The following is a 16,590-nucleotide window of genomic DNA, read 5'->3' as shown; positions in this document are numbered from 1 at the left end:
TACTGGTTTTTTTCTGTAATTATTGCTTTTCGGCGATTCTTAGCTTAGCCGATCGGGAACGATTATTTCCTTCCAATTCTTCTTCTGAAGGTAAAATCGGTTTTCTCGTAATTATTTTCATAGGCGGTTTGAATTCATCCGGGATAACTGGAAGTCCCGGTGGAAGGTCTGGCAAGCTACTTGCTTTTTTAAATACCGTTTTACAAATTCTATCTTCAAGAGAATGGAATGTAATGACAGATATTCTTCCTTCTTTATCCAAAAGCGATATGGCTTGCTCTAAGGAATCTTCAAAGACACCAAGTTCATCATTCACAGCGATTCTTATTGCTTGGAACACTCGTTTCGCAGGGTGTCCGCCTTTACGCCTTGCTGGGGCCGGTATCCCATCCTTAATTAGTTCTACAAGCTCAAACGTCGTTTCAATCGGTTTTATTTCACGAGCCGCTTCAATTTTCCTGGCAATTTGCTTCGAAAACTTTTCTTCTCCATATTGAAAGAAAATTCTCATCAAATCATGGAATGACCAGGTGTTCACGACATCATAGGCAGAAATGGCAGCACTTTGGTCCATCCTCATATCCAAAGGAGCATCATGATTATAACTGAAACCACGTTCCGGTGTATCCAATTGTGGGGATGACACACCTAAATCATAAAGAATCCCGTCTACTTTCTCGATTCCCCGGGCATTCAACTCTTCTTTTAAGTATTTAAAATTATTAGGAACAAGAACTATACGTTCGCCAAATCTTTCCAACTTTTCCTTAGCATTCCGAATTGCCGTTTCGTCCTGATCAAAAGCATAAAGCCTACCATTGTCAGAGAGCTGTGAAAGTAAGTATTCGCTGTGACCGGCTCCTCCTAAAGTACAATCCACATAAATTCCATCAGGTTTGATGTTCAATCCATCAACCGTCTCTTTTAATAACACTGTTGTATGTTGAAACATGCTAGACATCCTTCCAATCAGTTATTGAGTGACTCTATTTTTGAGGGCAGCTTTAAATATCAAAGCCAATCATATTTTCTGCTATCTCAGCGAAAGAATCCTCCGAAGCTGAAAAATAGTTTTCCCAAAGGGATTTGCTCCAAATCTCAATACGATTGGTAACACCAAGAATTACACATTCTTTTTCCAATTGGCCATATGAAGTAAGCGGCGTGGGGATATTAATTCGCCCTTGTTTATCAATTTCGCATTCTGTAGCTGCAGAAAAGAAAAAACGGGTAAAGGCACGGGCATCTTTTTTTGTTAAAGGCAGGGCTTTAAGCTTTTCTTCAAGCAGCTTCCACTCTTCCATAGGGTAACCAAATAAACATTGATCGAGTCCGCGGGTAAGGACAAATTGCTCCCCGAGATCGTCCCTGAATTTCACTGGAACTATCAAACGGCCCTTTATATCGATGTTATGATGGTACTCTCCCATGAACATACCCACTACCCCCACATTCTAATCTCAATGTACCACATTCCCCCACCTTTCTCCACTTGTTTTTACTTTCTCCTTCCAAGTAAAAATTACCTTCTTTTCAACTTAAGTTTATTTAGTCAATTTATTTATTGAAACCTGCATTCCACTCGAATGGACTCAGACTAAGACGCAGTCCCACTATTTCTGTCGAAGTACTGCCAGTCAAGTGCCCTGGAACCAAAAAAAGACAGGCTTTAACGAGGCTGCTGAAAAACTCACGTTTTTCTAACTAGTACGGTAAATCAAACTAAAAAAAGACAATTCTCATTCGATACTTGAATGGAAATCGTCTTTTTTTGCTTCTGTTTGTCACTTTTTCAGGCCATTAATTTCAATATTCTTTTCAAGTTAACGGTGAAAATAGCCAGTGCTCCTTATAATTCCATGCCAAGTAGACCCGAGGATTTTGCAACATCAAACCCGTGTCTTTGTTTCAATTCACTGTTTTTCGCTTCTATTTTATAACGTTCTTTTGATTTTTCTTTAAAATACTACTCACTATCCCGGAATGTAGCCTGTTCTGTATGTTCATTGGATTTAATACTGACAGAATAGGTCTTGCGTAACATGTTATCCTTTGAAACCACTACATCATAAATGGCCATATATGGACTAAAAACCATAGACGTTTGTTTTTGAATCATCGTACTCACCCACATAAATATATTACCTTTGATTATAAAACAAAAAAAGGTAGATTTCCTCAGAATAAACTGAGAAAATCTACCTCTATTGGTCCGAAGGGACTTTTTCAGTGCCCTCGCTTTAACGCCTGTCTTTTTTCCATTTTTCAATCCCTCCGTCAGATAGGGATGTGGAAATCCTCATTCAAAATGATTAGTCCACCACTTTTCCCCAAACGGGTGGTTTTTCTACATGAAAATCAATTTATGCTGATTATTGAACCGGTATTCCAATTTCATGATATCCCGAACGAACTCTGGTCCATATAGATTCAAGTAATAAAAAACATTCCAAATCCTCTCCTGGGGTGATCCAAGAGGATACATCGAATTTGCTATCCGTTCATATTTTTTCAATATGACCGAATGACGTTCCTTTGTACGGTCACCAATTTTCCCATACATAAAATCCAGTTGCTTTTGGATGAATTCCATGTTTTTATTCAACATTGGCTCAAGTCCTCTATCTATAGAGACAGCGCGGACAAAAAGCTTTCCATGGTTCTCTTCAAGCTGTGATTTCAGCGTCCCAAACAGCTGGTCAATCGTCTCATCTTTCACGGAATCGAGATAACTTTTTACTGCATTAGCGGTTCCTTCAGTCAGAACAGTTTCCAAACTGAGTTCCATTTCTTCAAGATCTGCATGGACACTGCGCTCCACAAGCGTGATGTTTAACCTAGGAATGATTGGAGGCATCTTCATGGAAAACAGCTCAAAAGCCTGTTTTAATTCTGCCCAATAGGCTATTTCCCCTGGCCCAGAAATGAAAGCCAAAACAGGGAAAAGCATTTCCTGCATAAGTGGGCGTGTAATGACATTGTTGCTTAATCGTTCTGGATGGTTTTTGGCTATCTGCAGGAGTTCCTGCCTGGAAAAAGATACCTCGCCGTTTTTCCCGCTGAAACCGCCTTCTACACGTTCGAGTAAACATCGATCTTTTTTTTCTGGATCATAATAAAATAAATTCGCTGCCTGTTTATCCATTTCTATCATTTTTGCATACCCTTTAGCATGCATGAATGACTGCTGTTCCTCGACCACTTCAGCAATCCTTTCACTTTCATTGATCATCGATTCGAAGTAGGCCCTCTCGATTCGCCTTAATTCCGGATCTCCCGCATCGACTAGTAAAAGTCCATATTCTTTGAACCATTCATGAATCAGCCGGGCGAAAAAATCGACGAAGGTTTTTGATTGCCTGATGGTTTCTTTCATATCAATCAGAAGTTTATTCGTAAAGGCCGTTTCACCATATGTTTCAATGATTTCTTCAAACCACTTCTCTGCCTTTTCCGTTTCCAGTTCCACATCAGAAACCATTGTTTTATACGGCTGATAGGAAGGATAGGTTTTTTTGTAGGGTTTACCGTTTTTCATTACATAAACATGATTGACTTCAGCTAAATCATGATCTTCTCCAGCTATCCAAAAAACTGGAATCACTGGCTGCCCTAGTTCTTTTTCCTGTTCTTCCGCAAGCTTAATGACCGAAATCACTTTATGAATGGTATACAGCGGACCAGATAATAACCCAGCCTGCTGTCCCCCGATAACGACCACGGAATCATCCCTGCGCAACCTTTCAATATTTCCCTTAACGGACTCACTGCTTGAAAGACGAGACATGTATTGTTGTATGTAATCCGACAATTCACCACGTAAAAAAGAGCGGTTCATCAATTCATTATATCTATTGCGATAAATGTCAGGCTTAGACAAGTCATAGTGAAAATAATCTTCCGTTTCAAGGCGGTTTTGTAAATAGTCCGATGCAAAACGGTTTAACGATGGTAACGCGAGATCTTTCATCTCCATTTCTGTTCTCCCTTTCTCTGCAACTACAATTCTTTTTAGAGTATAACATTCCGGTTTAAGAAAACAAAAGAAGTTGCCCAGCAGCAGAAAATTGATGCGATGTTCTATGTTATGTAGTCAATATCTTAGTAATACTTGTAATTAAACCAATGGAAAATAACAGAAGATAAGCTAAGAAAAAGAAGGCGAAGTTCACTCTCCAAAAACCCTTTAATACCTTACGGAAAATGATTTCTTCCTTCACCTTGTAATGGACAAGGACCACCACGAATGCGTTGATGATCATGATGAGCATGATCACCCAAAGAATTTGCTTATCCCAAATTGTAATAATTAAATAATGGACGGATATTACGAACAGCAGCGTACTCATGTCCATTGCAAATTGAACGGAGCGCCTATGGTTTCCAGTGAATTGTTTGGCACTTATAAAAAAAAGTATATACCCTACGAAAGGCAAGGTAATGAATATCGCGGCAAGGCTTGAAACAACGTTCGGCACACTCTCATCCCCCCTGAGACTCTTTTCCTTTGACCATCTTATATAGAGAAGACGTCAGGCAATGACTTTTCCCTTTACTCTTTGCCTCCGAGAGGATATGACCCAAAATAGCATCAATTTCCGTTTTTCGGCCATTTTCTAAATCTGTTAGCATCGACGATCGATTTTCCGCTGTCGCCATACAAACGGATTTCACATGTTCAAATGACTCTGTTCTATTTTGGATTTCCAAAATACCAGAGATTTCTTCAAAAAGGGCTTGAAACAATTGATAATAATAGGCATTAGTGATTAGAACGCCATTTTCCACAGCAAGGATCGCTGTTAATGGATTTATCACTGAATTAACGACAAGCTTATCCACCAGCATCGTATGATAATCTTCACTCTTAGTGAAGGGGAATTGATCGAACATTTCATTAACTAACGAGAGTTGTTCAAGTTCCCCTTTAAATGAAGCGATCCTTGTAATGCCTAATCCAGTGTGTTCTACGGTATTCAAATCATGTTTCAATGCCCCATGCTCCACTACCCCCACATAGATGGCTTGGGATTGAAGCTGCTTTAAATAAGAAATATGCCCGTAGCCATTCTGCAAGAATAGCAACGGAACCTGGATATCATTGATCCTAGACAGTATTTGCGGCAGGTGATATTGCTTAACGGCCATTATAAGAAGATCCTCATCCGAAATCCCCTCATCCAAGCTCTTTGAAACGATGCCTGCCAGCAGACGGCTTTCACCATCTACAATAAGACGTATACCTTCATGATTGATGATGGAGGCCTGTTCCGCAGTATGGGTATAAAGAGTCACTCTATGGTTTTCACTCAAATGAGATGCAAACAGCAGCCCGATGGCCCCTCCCCCAATGATTCCAATTCTCATAATAACCTTCCTTACTATTTGAAATATATTAACTATTTTAACACATTATCCTTTTTACCCTGCATCAATTTTCACATCAACAACTTTGGAAAACCCCGCTAATCAACTTAAATGAAGTTCCCCAGCCCATCAACAAGGGTCGCAATGGAATTCAATGAAAAGAATTTTAAATACCCATTAGAAGATATATTTCCTTCTTCAAGCGATAATTTAATGGTATATTATATAGGAAAAGCTTACATTCTTTAGACTATATAGGAACAAAGATACCCCCAATCTCAACCATCGAGAAATCGAAGGGAATGGGCGGGGGATAAAAGGCTGTAGGCATTTAGTCAGCAAGGATAAATCTGTCGATGTCATACTAGATTTAGCCTTTAGCTGGAATTCCACATGGTAAAGAACGGTGGGATGACTTTCAATGGGTAATGGGAAGAGGTTTATCAGAATTAAGGGGGAGCTTTTTTATGGAATACAAGGTGGAACGATTACTTGTTAATTTTAAAACGCTTGAGGAATTCAAAAAGTTCAAAGAATACGGGATACAGGAACTGTCAATGCTAGATGATTTAGAGGGTAACATCATTGAAAATGACAGCCAGTCACCTTTTTATGGAATCTTTTATGGCGACAAACTTGTAGCACGGATGAGCCTGTATAAAAGAAGCGCTAAATTTGACCAGTATTTTGACAATTCAAGGGACTTCCTTGTTCTTTGGAAACTTGAAGTCCTGCCTAACTATCAGAAAAAGGGGTATGGAAAAGCTTTAGTCGAATTCGCCAAAAGCCTGAACATGCCTATCAAAACCAACCCAAGAGTCCATTCACAAGACTTTTGGAAAAAAATGGGCTTTTCTGCAGTTTCCTATGATATGGAAAGGGACCTTGGAGAAAACCCACTGATTTGGAGCCCATTTGACAAACAAGAAAATAAAGAAATAGATACACAAGGATAAGGAAAAATAGAAAATGCGGGCGGATTTTCCCACCCGCATTTTCTATTTACTTACCCTTTCCAAATTGCCATTCTTATCCATTTGAAAACTCACCTTCGGATTCGTTTTTTCATCTTCTTGTACACTAAGCTTTCTTGCCCGCTCCATAATCTGCATTAACGCACGATAATCTTCCTCTACCGCTTTCAAGTTTTCTTTAAGCAGTGAATTCTCTTCCAGTAATCGTCCATTTTCCCGGTCAAGTAATAGGGACCGCTCAAAAATCCGTTCTTTTTCCTTATTTTCAAGCTGAAAAAATTCATCCATTTTGGTTAAATATAATATAACTTCCTGGAGGGTGATAGATTCTTTTTCTTCCTCCTGGGGCGATTTTTGTTCAATAGTGTTATTTTCCACCACTGGAACGGAATCCCTTTCCAAATCAGGATCATTGACCACCTGTTCTTTCCTTTGTTTTTTTGCCAGCTCAATCCCTGATTTATATTGCTTCCTTACAAATGAATTCCAACGGAATCCACATGCAGCGGATGTCCTCGATAATTGTTTCCCCACTTCTTCAAAAGCCTTTAATTGTGTACTGCCTTCCCGTATATGCCTTAGTACCACTTCAGCCAACAACAAATCTTCATCGTGAGTCCATGCATCTTGTCTCGCAATCGACATCTCTCTACCTCCTTAGCAAGTTTTAATTCATAATATGCACATGCTAGGAAAGATAGAAGATATATAGAGCGGGTAATATTTATTTTTTCTTATTTAAAAAACGGTCAACTGCAGCATGATGCTCATCACTCGCCCACAGTTTAGAACATTCCCGGATTTCCGCATCCATCCTTCCTCTAAGCCCGCTATACTCCCATTTATGGACAAGCAATCTTTTATAAGCCATCAATACCCCTGTCTCATGGCGAAGAAAATCTTCTGCGAACTTCTCCCACCCATCCAATCCTTCTCCGACTATCTCATCTACGAAACCAAATTCCTTTGCTTCCTCAGCTTTATGTATTTTTGCATCCAATAATAGCTTCAGCGCTTTTTGCTCTGGTATTTTTTCAAGCAAAAGTGAAGCTCCGCCCCAGCCAGTCGTGATTCCTAGAGTTCCTTGTACAAATCCTAGCTTAACTCCGCTCTTTGCCAATCTGAAATCACAAGCTGTCGCTATTTCGCATCCCCCGCCGACTGCGCTTCCGTTGATGAGCGCAAATGTTGGTTTAGGAAAAACTGCTAGTGTATAAAGTATTTCACCCATTTTCGATAACATAGTAAAGGCCTCTTCTTCTGTATGCAAATCCTGAAATTCACTTAAATCCCCACCTGAACAGAATGCCTCAGAGCCCGCCCCTGTCAGGACCAGTAACTTAACTTCGTCATCGTGTGCCGCTTCTGACAATATCGACTTAAGTTCGTCCATCAATTGATAATTCACGGCATTCCTTTTCTCCGGTCTATTAATTAGGACCTTCATGATACCGCGTATATCCTTTTCAACCTTAATCATCTGATACACATATTCACCTTCTCCAAAATCATCATCGAATATAGATGATTCTAAATATTCTGCCAAATGAATTTGTAAAAAAAGCACAGAGATATATCTCTGCGCTTTGATTAGCGTGTTGCATCAAGAAAGCAAAGCTCTCAAGTAGGTCAAGAAATTATTTTGCGACAACTTCTTTTCCTTTATATGTTCCACATTCTTTACAAACGTGATGTGAAAGAGTCATTCCACCACAGCTCGGGCATTCTACCATACCAGGTACTTGAAGCTTGAAGTGTGTACGACGTTTTCTTTTTACAGTTTTCGACGTTCTTCTAAAAGGTACAGCCATTATTCCCACCTCCTTAAAAAATATAAAAAAGCTGGAAAAATCGGATTAGCGATTTTTCGTTCCAATCAAGATTCTTTATTGTTGTCAAAAAAGTCGGCAAGCTTTGCAAATCTCGGATCAACCTTATGCTCATTTTCTACTTCAGAAATAACAGCCCAGTCTTTCCCAGATTGAGGAGCAGCTTCGTTCGAATCGACATCCTCACAAAAAACCTGCATCGGAATTTCTAGCAATAAATTTTCTTTAATTACCGGTATAAGGTCTACAACGTCACCTTCCACAACAGTGACATCATCTCCGTAGAAATCAGTGCCATCTGCCTTTAAAAGAAAGGTTTCCTTTGTATCAATATCAATCGGATATTTAACGTCTACCAGTGTACGGGAGCAAGGTAATGTTAATTCACCTGAAAGATGCAAGTGAAAAGTAATCTCGGTAGAGCTTATATCAGCTCTTCCTGCTACTCTAATCGGAGAAACATCGCGAATTTGCGGGTCTCTTTCTCTAATGTCTAAGACATCCACCAGTTCATCAAACCGTAAATCTTTGTCCCGAATTTTTTGAAGTTGACTAATTGTCCATTTCAAATGAAATCACCTCAAGGCAACAAAAATAATTATAGCTTTCAATTATAAGTTTGTCAATATTTTTTCTTTACACTATAATGTAGTCATCCTAACTGATTATCCAAGGTTAAGAATCTTTTCAAACAAAAAATCAAGACGAATCATTATAGTAATTTTACTTGAAATACTATTTTAGCACTAAGTTGAAAAAATACAAAGTTTTTCTCTGAGGTGAACGAATGAAAGCTTGCGGTTTAGTTGTCGAATATAACCCTTTTCATAATGGACATGTTTTACATGCAAGAGAAAGTAGAGAAAAAACAGGGGCAGATATTGTTGTGGCAGTTATGAGTGGACCCTTTTTACAACGTGGCGAGCCTGCTATCGTCAGCAAGTGGACACGTGCCGAAATGGCCTTGAATGGCGGCATAGATCTTGTCATCGAGCTTCCCTATGCTTTTGCAACACAGAAGGCGGAGATATTTGCAAAAGGATCTATCTCTCTTTTGGAATCCCTTGGCTGTGATTCTTTTTGCTTCGGAAGTGAGGATGGCAGAATTGAACCATTCATCACCGCCCATAGAATTCTTACGGATAATTCCGCTGCATTCGATGCCGCCATTAAATCGTACATGGATGCCGGTAATAGTTATCCGTCCAGTGCTGCCAAGGCCTATCGATCGATCACCAATGGTGATGCGGCACTGGATTTGACGAAGCCTAATAATATTCTTGGAAAGGAATATGTAAGTGCAGCCCTTTCTAACGGCTTTTCCATTCGCCCTTATACGATTCAAAGGGTTGCTGCCGGATACCATGAAACAAAGTTGTCTAAAGACCCTATTGCCAGCGCAACTGGGATACGTAAAGCCATCCATGAACAGCAGGAATTGAATCCCGTTTCCAGTTATATTCCTCAACCGACAATGAGTGCTCTTGAGCAATATTTATCGAACTATCATGCCTTACATGACTGGGAAATGTATTGGACCATGTTGAAATACCGAATCCTGTCTTCCTCTTTAATCGAATTGGCAGAGATTTACGAAATTGAAGAAGGCATAGAACACCGAATAAAGGAGATGGCCAAACAATCTTCGAGCTTTACTGGATTCATGGCCGCTCTGAAGACAAAACGCTATACATGGACACGCCTTCAGCGGATGTGTGTCCATGTATTGACTCATACATTAAAGGAACAAGTGATTCACAATGACCAACCAGCCTATATCAGACTTCTTGGCATGAATGGCCGGGGACAAGAATATCTTCGTACCGTTAAAAAAGGCTTACCTCTCCCGCTCATCTCTAAACTTTCGTCCTATCAGAAGCAGGACATCGATATGGACTTACGAGCGGCACAGGTGTATGCATTGGGCTTGTCCGAACCGTATCAAGCTGACTTGATGAAACGGGAATATGAAGCCCCCATCATTATCGAATGAAGATGCATTTAAGCTTGGCCTGCCCGGTCCTTACATGTAAAATCAGCTAATCAAAAAAAGCGGAAACAGAAGATGACTGTGAAGTGAACACAAAAAGTTAGACACTTCATTTAGTTACGCTGCTCCTAAGGATTGAGTTCGGTATTGCACCGGACTTAGTCCTATTAATTTTGCCTTGATCCGTTTGTGATTATAGTATTCGATATAGTTTTCCAGCTCTTGTTTGAAATGGGACATCCTGTAGTATCCTTGCAGGTAATGTAATTTTGATTCAAATTTTTGATGACCGCGTCATCGAGACAGTTTCCTTTACGGGACATACTTTGTGTAATCCCATGGTCCTCGAGAGCTTGTACATATTGCCTCATTTTATTTGCCACCCTTGATCCGAATGAAGGACAGGGGTCTCTAAGCAAGCTTGATCTAACATCTTGGACACAAGCTCGAAAGACAGGGCGTGTTTCAATCGTATAAGAAATAATTTCACCATTGTATAGATCGAGAATAGGTAAAGATATCATTTTTCAACAAAGAGATGAAACTCTGTCACATCTGTCGCCCATTCTCGTTCAGGTTTAATGCCGTGAAATTATTGAAGCTGGGCTCACGGAATGAGATGCATGGTACTCAGCGATTTTACGGGATCCTATCCTTCCAAGTACTGCGAAACCACTTCTACTTTATCTTCAAATAATCTCACCATAAAAAATACACCTCCAATTGCTAGACTTTTGTCTAACAATTGGGGTGAGGTTCACTGCATGCGCTTTTTTTATTTTTCTTTTTCTTTTTCTTTTAGATTAGTTAAATAGGCTAAAGCATCCTCAAAGTTGTCAACCGGAACGATCTTCATGTCCGTTCCAATGTCCTTTGCTGCAATGAGTGCATCTTCATAATTCGAACCAGCCGCTCCGTTTTCATTTGGGGCAAAGAATATTTCTGCCCCAGATTTATCGGCAGCCACTATTTTCTGTTGAATCCCGCCAATTGGACCGACTGTACCATCATCCGACATCGTTCCTGTACCGGCAATATCATATCCTTTTGTAAGGTCGCCTTCTGTTAATTGATTATAAATCTCCAAAGAAAACATTAAACCGGCAGAAGGTCCGCCTATTTGTTCTGAATCTATGGCAATCGCCGGTTTTGTGGTCACCTTTCGATTATCATCTAGCGAAATGCCTATTCCAACCCTATTTGGGTCATCTTTAAAAGGCTGCAATGAAAGAACGGCTGTTTTCTTCTTCTCCTCCCGCTTATACACTATTTTTACTTCATCTCCAGCTTTTTTTCCATTAATGTAATCCATGAATTCCTGTGCAGACTTGAAATTAACATTATCGACCTGAATGATTTGGTCGCCCGCTTTCAGTACTTTAGCTGCCGGCATTCCTTTAAGCACGTCCAAAACATAAACACCCAGGTACTTGTAATCAACTTCTTTCCCTGCTTTTTCATATGCTATCTGAATGGCATTATTTTTAGATTCATCCATTAAGTGAAGCTGCCTGATATTATATTCTTCATCTGTTTCATCTTCGCTTCGAATGGAGGTTTCCGGATAAAGCTCCTGATATTTGCTCCACTTCGCCAGCATATAGGAATAAATATTCGCCCGGCCCATCCTTACAGTGGTTAACATAAAGCTGCCTTTCGCTTCATCTCCTCCGGAAACCTCTATGATTGGCTCCAATTCTTTAGCCATTCCTGGTTTTGTTACATAAAAAGGTAGGGAATAAAGGGCTGATGCTATGAGAAGTATAGCCACCACCAGGAAAGTGCGTACATACATTTTACGGCTCATTTTCAAAGGACTCCTTCCAAGTAACAATGCTTTGCTTAATTTGATCTATCTTTCCTCTTGCAGCTTCTTCTCCAATACTAATTATTTCCTGAACGTTTGTAAATGATTTCGAGCTGTATTTCTCAACCCTGGGGCGGATCATGACGTCTGAAGCAAACTCCCTGCTTTTAACCAGCTCCATTTGCAGGATATCGAGGCTTTGCATAATGACATCATATATGGAGTTTATCTCCATATCCTGTTTCACGTGGGCTACATCCACTCCAATTATGATATCGGCTCCCATATCCTTCACGACGGAAACAGGGACCCTGTCAACAACCCCACCATCAACAAGCAGCCGATTTCCAATTTTCTCGGGAATGAAAATGCCTGGAATGGAGATGCTTGCCCTTACAGCTGGAGCGATGGGACCTTCCTGAAAAATGACCTTTTCCCCCGTTTTTATATCAGTGGCGACCACTGCCACAGGAATATCGAGTTCTTCAAATTTCTTACCATATGTAAATACCCTGATTAAATCCTTTGTCCGTTTACCTGAAATGAGGCCCATTTTAGGTATGGTAAAGTCTAAGTAATACTTTCGCTTAAATGCACGGGACAACTTATACAGCCTCTCGATATCCGAACCTGCTCCATAAAAGGCCGCAACCATAGCGCCCATGCTGCTTCCAGCAATCATATCTATCGGAATGCCTTCTTGCTGTAATACCTTTATCACTCCAATATGTGCAAAACCCCTAGCTCCTCCTGACCCAAGTGCAAGCCCGACCTTTGGTCTCGACAAAGATATCCCCCCCGCTGAAATAACACTCATTCAAAGTTATGGTCTTAAACGGATTTATAGAAGCATATTATTTATATTGACAGTGAAACAAGCATTGCAGTAAAAGCCTATAACCATGTAATTGAATGGCTACATTGAAATTTCCATTGTACGGATCATCCTCATTTCATCCTGTACATTACTTTTCGAGAAAAGGGAATTCATATTTTATTATATACGAAACGGACTGCCCTTATTTAGTAACCTTCAAGAGGAGGCTGAATTTTGCTAAAATCAAAATCTAAAACAGTACTGTTAGCTACCTCCGTCACGATGATGGCAGTTGGCTTGATCATCTTCCCCCAAGAATCTTTCGAAGCTTCCAAAAGCGGGCTGAATATGTGGTGGAAAATTGTTTTCCCTTCTCTTCTACCTTTCTTGATTTTCTCGGAGTTATTAATCAGTTTTGGGGTTGTCAGGTTCATCGGCGTCATTCTCGAACCATTTATGCGTCCATTGTTCCGTGTACCAGGAGTGGGCGGGTTTGTTTGGGCGATGGGACTTGCATCAGGGTTTCCAGCTGGAGCGAAGTTCACTGTAAGGTTGCGTCAGGAGGAGCAATTGACCCGCATTGAAGCTGAAAGACTTGTTTGTTTTACTAATTCATCAAATCCATTGTTCCTGTTCGTTGCCGTCGCCGTAGGGTTTTTCCACAATCCTCATTTAGGGATCATCCTTGCGCTTTCCCACTACCTAGGAAATTTTTGTGTAGGCATCATCATGCGTTTTTACCGTTGGAAAGAAGAAAAATCCCCTACAAAAGTAATGAACAAGCTCCCCTCCATTAGACAAGCGTTTAGCCAGATGCACAGAACCCGAATAAAAGAAACAAGACCATTTGGCAGTTTACTTGGAGATGCCGTGATCTCATCCATTCAAACCTTATTAATGATTGGAGGATTCATCATACTCTTTTCGGTGGTCAACAAACTTTTATTTCACATGAACATTACCGGATCGCTCGCATCGTTGGTCGCAGGGATTTTACATATTTTTAATTTCCCGGATTCCTTAAGCCTACCGTTCATATCAGGCATGTTTGAAATGACTCTTGGTTCAAAATTAACCAGTTCGGTCGAAAATGCAAATCTCTTTCAGCAAACTGTGATGACAAGTTTCATCTTGGCTTTCAACGGATTCAGCATCCAAGCGCAAGTTGCCAGCATCATTGCAGCAACAGACATTCGTTTCACTCCCTTTTTTCTGGCTAGGATAGCACATGGCCTTCTGGCATCCATAATCACCGTCTTGCTTTGGGAACCATTCTATAATGACAATAGGTACAGCGGCAACCCGATACACGCCTTCCCAGTCAGCGGATCTGGTGAACATGCGCATTCCCTTTATCAGAACATGCTTGATTTCGGTCCTATTCTTACCCTCGCGTTTTTGATCCTATACATCATCATAATTACCAAAAGGCTGTTCAAAGGCCTTTCTTAAACCGAAAAAAGAGCATTGCGCGGTTAGCAATGCTCTTTTTTCTATTCTTTTTGTTCCTCGTACTTTTTGGAAAGTGCTTTCTGGACAACAGGTGGCACTAGTTCAGAGATATCCCCGCCATATTTCGCAACCTCTTTCACGATACTTGAACTCAAGAAAGAATATTGATTTTTCGTCATGATAAAGAATGACTCTATTTTACTGTTAAGGAAACGGTTCATTGAAGTTCCCTGCATTTCATATTCAAAGTCGGAAGTCGCCCTCAGTCCCCTGATAATGGCATTCGCGGAAACGCTTTCAGCATAGTCGACCGTCAATCCTTGATAGAAATCCACTTTAACATTTGGCATATGGGCCGTTGCTTCAGTAATCAATTCCAGCCTCTCCTCCACTGTGAACAGTGAATTTTTCGCTGAATTGTTCACGATGACCACATATACTTCATCAAAAACATTCGCCCCCCTTTGAATGATATCAAGATGACCAAATGTTATTGGATCAAAACTCCCCGGACAAATCGCTATTTTGGACATTCATAGTTCCCCCTGTTCGTGTACGTTTCCCCATTGATAAATCGTAACGGCAATGACGCCATAAACCTCTTTTCTCTTAACGGTAAAATCGCCAACTCTTTCTGGCAATGTAACATCATGGCCATGTTCACAAACAATATATCCCATATCGCTCAGCAATCGGTATTTATGTATTTCTTCAAGAATCTCCACAAGCTTTTGTTTCTTATAAGGTGGATCAAGAAAAATTAATTCAAAAGTCATTTCCCTTTTCACCAAAGCTTTCAATGCACGCTCTGAATCATTTTTATAAACTTCAGCACGGTCTGAAAACTTACATAGTTCCAAATTGGCCTTAACCGTTTGATTTGCTTTAAAATCCCGGTCAACAAATATGGCTTTATCCATGCCCCTGCTTAACGCTTCAATTCCCAGTCCACCGCTCCCGGCAAACAAGTCCAGGACTTGCCCTCCTTCGAAATAAGGCCCAATCATATTGAAAATGGATTCCTTAACTTTATCAGTAGTCGGCCGGGTTCCTGTACCCGGTACAGCCTTAAGTGGTCTTCCTTTGCAAATTCCGGAAACGACCCTCATCATTCTCACCACATTTTTTGACAAATTTCTGTTACTTTCCTATCCTAACATATTAGAAAAAGCTAGCCAATAATAAAAGCCATTTCCTTCAATTCCAAGATGAAAATCAACTTATCATTTCGTACCTTGGATAGATGATATCCATTCTTTAGATAAATCACTTACATTTTGAATAATAAAGTGGTTTTTGGCAATAATAAGAATAACAACATTCCTTTTTAAGGTGTTGTTGCCAACCGCGGAGAAGGCTTACGTTTCCCCATAAGTTCTTCCTCCGGTTTCTCCTCTCCCTTTGCCTTCTGGTCCTTATTTAGACATAGAAGGACCCTGCAAATTTTTGCAGGGCTTTTTTTATTGATAAAACCTATGATACCTAAGTTTCTTTTTCATGATTCGTCAATGAAGTTGTCCTTCTCTTTTATGAGGGATAATGATAAAGTAATGAATAAAAGTTAGTTAGGAGAGGTTTAATTGATTCAACGTTTTATTGAACTTGGACAAGGATATTCCGATATATATGAGTTGCTGGAAGTAGGACGCAATCAGAAACATCGGGTCGCAAGGCTTTTGGCTTTGCATACTACAATAAATGATAAAAAGGTAACGTCATTGGTTATCGTCATGCAGCCTACAGATCCAGGGAAATTCCAGCCGCTTTACATTTGCCGTGAAGGTATACCGAACCCCCATGCCACCAAAAACAAACGCTATGAGCTTTTTGAGAACTTGGCGGAGGAACTGGATAAATCCATAATTGAAATCGACATGAAACCTTCGGTGCTCTTTGCAGAAATCGAGTTGTATTACCAACACTTAATCGGAATTTTGCGAATGAACAGATATCTGCCTCCATTAGGTTGAGAGATATTGATGCACTAATTGAAAAAGGCTGACTCCGCAAGAGTCAGCTTTTTTAAATCCCCATTTTATAATCATATTCTTTCGCTTTATCCGGTTTGGAGTTTTCGAATTCCACCTTCAAAAAAGGCTTGTAAGAAAGGTCCACTTTTTTTACGAACGAATAATTATTCAGCTTTTCCACCAGTGGTTCCACTTCATCCATATTCGTATAAAGGACTACGTATTTCAACTTTTTTGAAACATAATGGATATTCCCAAATTTCCTAAGCATTTTGGCTTGTTTTAATGTATGTAAATAGACGATGATTCCCTGTCTCGCTCCAAGCATATCAATAACTCCCTTTTATAAAGGTTTTAACTAAGTGTAGCATAGCAGAATCTTTA

Annotated in this window: 18 protein-coding genes and 2 pseudogenes; 4 read left to right on the top strand and 16 right to left on the bottom strand. The window is 40.1% G+C overall.

What is annotated here, in order from left to right; translation table 11 throughout:
• Window positions 1-19: 19 nt before the first annotated feature.
• From rsmH to N9I19_RS00870, 6 genes and pseudogenes are all read right to left on the bottom strand, one after another.
• Entirely contained in the window at window positions 20-952 is a 933-nt protein-coding gene (gene rsmH / locus N9I19_RS00895; protein WP_061462320.1) for a 16S rRNA (cytosine(1402)-N(4))-methyltransferase RsmH, read from the bottom strand.
• A 52-nt stretch (window positions 953-1,004) separates the two neighbouring features.
• The gene (gene mraZ / locus N9I19_RS00890) at window positions 1,005-1,436 is read right to left on the bottom strand and encodes a division/cell wall cluster transcriptional repressor MraZ (RefSeq protein WP_061462319.1); all 432 of its coding nucleotides are present in this window, start codon (window positions 1,434-1,436) and stop codon (window positions 1,005-1,007) included.
• Between the two features lie 413 nt (window positions 1,437-1,849).
• Window positions 1,850-2,038 (bottom strand): annotated as a pseudogene (locus N9I19_RS00885) (IS5/IS1182 family transposase); the annotation flags it as partial.
• Between the two features lie 309 nt (window positions 2,039-2,347).
• Window positions 2,348-3,976 carry a bacillithiol biosynthesis cysteine-adding enzyme BshC gene (bshC, locus tag N9I19_RS00880; protein ID WP_317776737.1) on the bottom strand — a complete coding sequence of 543 codons (1,629 nt, stop codon included), beginning with the start codon at window positions 3,974-3,976 and terminating at the stop codon, window positions 2,348-2,350.
• Between the two features lie 109 nt (window positions 3,977-4,085).
• Window positions 4,086-4,478 carry a DUF3397 domain-containing protein gene (locus N9I19_RS00875; protein ID WP_061462317.1) on the bottom strand — a complete coding sequence of 131 codons (393 nt, stop codon included), beginning with the start codon at window positions 4,476-4,478 and terminating at the stop codon, window positions 4,086-4,088.
• A gap of 4 nt (window positions 4,479-4,482) precedes the next feature.
• On the bottom strand, window positions 4,483-5,367 hold the full coding sequence (locus N9I19_RS00870) for a 2-dehydropantoate 2-reductase (protein ID WP_317776736.1): 885 nt from the start codon (window positions 5,365-5,367) through the stop codon (window positions 4,483-4,485).
• A gap of 467 nt (window positions 5,368-5,834) precedes the next feature.
• Here N9I19_RS00870 and N9I19_RS00865 point away from each other — a divergent pair, with 467 nt between their 5' ends.
• On the top strand, window positions 5,835-6,323 hold the full coding sequence (locus N9I19_RS00865; RefSeq protein WP_089362407.1) for an N-acetyltransferase: 489 nt from the start codon (window positions 5,835-5,837) through the stop codon (window positions 6,321-6,323).
• Between the two features lie 42 nt (window positions 6,324-6,365).
• Here N9I19_RS00865 and N9I19_RS00860 read toward each other — a convergent pair whose 3' ends face one another.
• From N9I19_RS00860 to N9I19_RS00845, 4 genes are all read right to left on the bottom strand, one after another.
• Window positions 6,366-6,986 (bottom strand): RsfA family transcriptional regulator, encoded by a 621-nt coding sequence (locus N9I19_RS00860; protein ID WP_284471320.1) that lies wholly within the window; start codon window positions 6,984-6,986, stop codon window positions 6,366-6,368.
• Window positions 6,987-7,065: 79 nt separating this feature from the next.
• Window positions 7,066-7,908, bottom strand: a complete 843-nt coding sequence (locus N9I19_RS00855) for an enoyl-CoA hydratase/isomerase family protein (RefSeq protein ID WP_317776735.1) — start codon at window positions 7,906-7,908, stop codon at window positions 7,066-7,068.
• Window positions 7,909-7,978: 70 nt separating this feature from the next.
• On the bottom strand, window positions 7,979-8,152 hold the full coding sequence (rpmF, locus tag N9I19_RS00850) for a 50S ribosomal protein L32 (protein WP_034313929.1): 174 nt from the start codon (window positions 8,150-8,152) through the stop codon (window positions 7,979-7,981).
• A gap of 65 nt (window positions 8,153-8,217) precedes the next feature.
• Entirely contained in the window at window positions 8,218-8,739 is a 522-nt protein-coding gene (locus N9I19_RS00845) for a YceD family protein (protein ID WP_089362405.1), read from the bottom strand.
• A 218-nt stretch (window positions 8,740-8,957) separates the two neighbouring features.
• Between N9I19_RS00845 and N9I19_RS00840 the strand changes: the two genes are divergently transcribed.
• Window positions 8,958-10,163 carry a nucleotidyltransferase gene (locus N9I19_RS00840; RefSeq protein WP_317776734.1) on the top strand — a complete coding sequence of 402 codons (1,206 nt, stop codon included), beginning with the start codon at window positions 8,958-8,960 and terminating at the stop codon, window positions 10,161-10,163.
• Window positions 10,164-10,277: 114 nt separating this feature from the next.
• Here the strand turns inward: N9I19_RS00840 and N9I19_RS00835 are convergent.
• From N9I19_RS00835 to N9I19_RS00825, 3 genes and pseudogenes are all read right to left on the bottom strand, one after another.
• Window positions 10,278-10,752: pseudogene (locus tag N9I19_RS00835) on the bottom strand (DDE-type integrase/transposase/recombinase); the annotation flags it as partial.
• Window positions 10,753-10,935: 183 nt separating this feature from the next.
• Window positions 10,936-11,967 carry a SepM family pheromone-processing serine protease gene (locus tag N9I19_RS00830; protein WP_317776733.1) on the bottom strand — a complete coding sequence of 344 codons (1,032 nt, stop codon included), beginning with the start codon at window positions 11,965-11,967 and terminating at the stop codon, window positions 10,936-10,938.
• A complete protein-coding gene (locus N9I19_RS00825) occupies window positions 11,957-12,754 on the bottom strand; it encodes a patatin-like phospholipase family protein (RefSeq protein WP_061462309.1) in 798 nt (265 codons plus the stop codon). The genes N9I19_RS00830 and N9I19_RS00825 overlap by 11 nt, the downstream gene beginning before the upstream one ends.
• Before the next feature lie 264 nt (window positions 12,755-13,018).
• Between N9I19_RS00825 and ylbJ the strand changes: the two genes are divergently transcribed.
• The gene (gene ylbJ / locus N9I19_RS00820) at window positions 13,019-14,236 is read left to right on the top strand and encodes a sporulation integral membrane protein YlbJ (RefSeq protein WP_317776732.1); all 1,218 of its coding nucleotides are present in this window, start codon (window positions 13,019-13,021) and stop codon (window positions 14,234-14,236) included.
• A 41-nt stretch (window positions 14,237-14,277) separates the two neighbouring features.
• On the opposite strand, the gene coaD is transcribed toward ylbJ, so the two are convergent.
• Both coaD and rsmD read right to left on the bottom strand, forming a co-directional pair.
• Window positions 14,278-14,769 carry a pantetheine-phosphate adenylyltransferase gene (gene coaD, locus N9I19_RS00815; protein ID WP_061462307.1) on the bottom strand — a complete coding sequence of 164 codons (492 nt, stop codon included), beginning with the start codon at window positions 14,767-14,769 and terminating at the stop codon, window positions 14,278-14,280.
• Window positions 14,770-15,345 (bottom strand): 16S rRNA (guanine(966)-N(2))-methyltransferase RsmD, encoded by a 576-nt coding sequence (rsmD, locus tag N9I19_RS00810; RefSeq protein ID WP_061462306.1) that lies wholly within the window; start codon window positions 15,343-15,345, stop codon window positions 14,770-14,772.
• A gap of 471 nt (window positions 15,346-15,816) precedes the next feature.
• Here rsmD and N9I19_RS00805 point away from each other — a divergent pair, with 471 nt between their 5' ends.
• Window positions 15,817-16,206, top strand: coding sequence for a DUF7147 family protein (locus N9I19_RS00805; RefSeq protein WP_061462305.1), 390 nt, complete (start codon window positions 15,817-15,819; stop codon window positions 16,204-16,206).
• Between the two features lie 52 nt (window positions 16,207-16,258).
• Here the strand turns inward: N9I19_RS00805 and N9I19_RS00800 are convergent, their stop codons facing one another.
• Complete coding sequence (locus N9I19_RS00800; RefSeq protein ID WP_048684554.1) at window positions 16,259-16,534, bottom strand: YlbG family protein; 276 nt, start codon at window positions 16,532-16,534, stop codon at window positions 16,259-16,261.
• Between the last annotated feature and the right edge of the window lie 56 nt (window positions 16,535-16,590).

The organism is Peribacillus sp. CSMR9, assembly GCF_033141925.1.
Classification (GTDB): Bacteria; Bacillota; Bacilli; order Bacillales; family DSM-1321; genus Peribacillus; species Peribacillus simplex_A.
The sequence above is the reverse complement of the archived record's forward strand: the minus strand, read 5'-3'. Positions and strand labels throughout refer to the sequence as shown.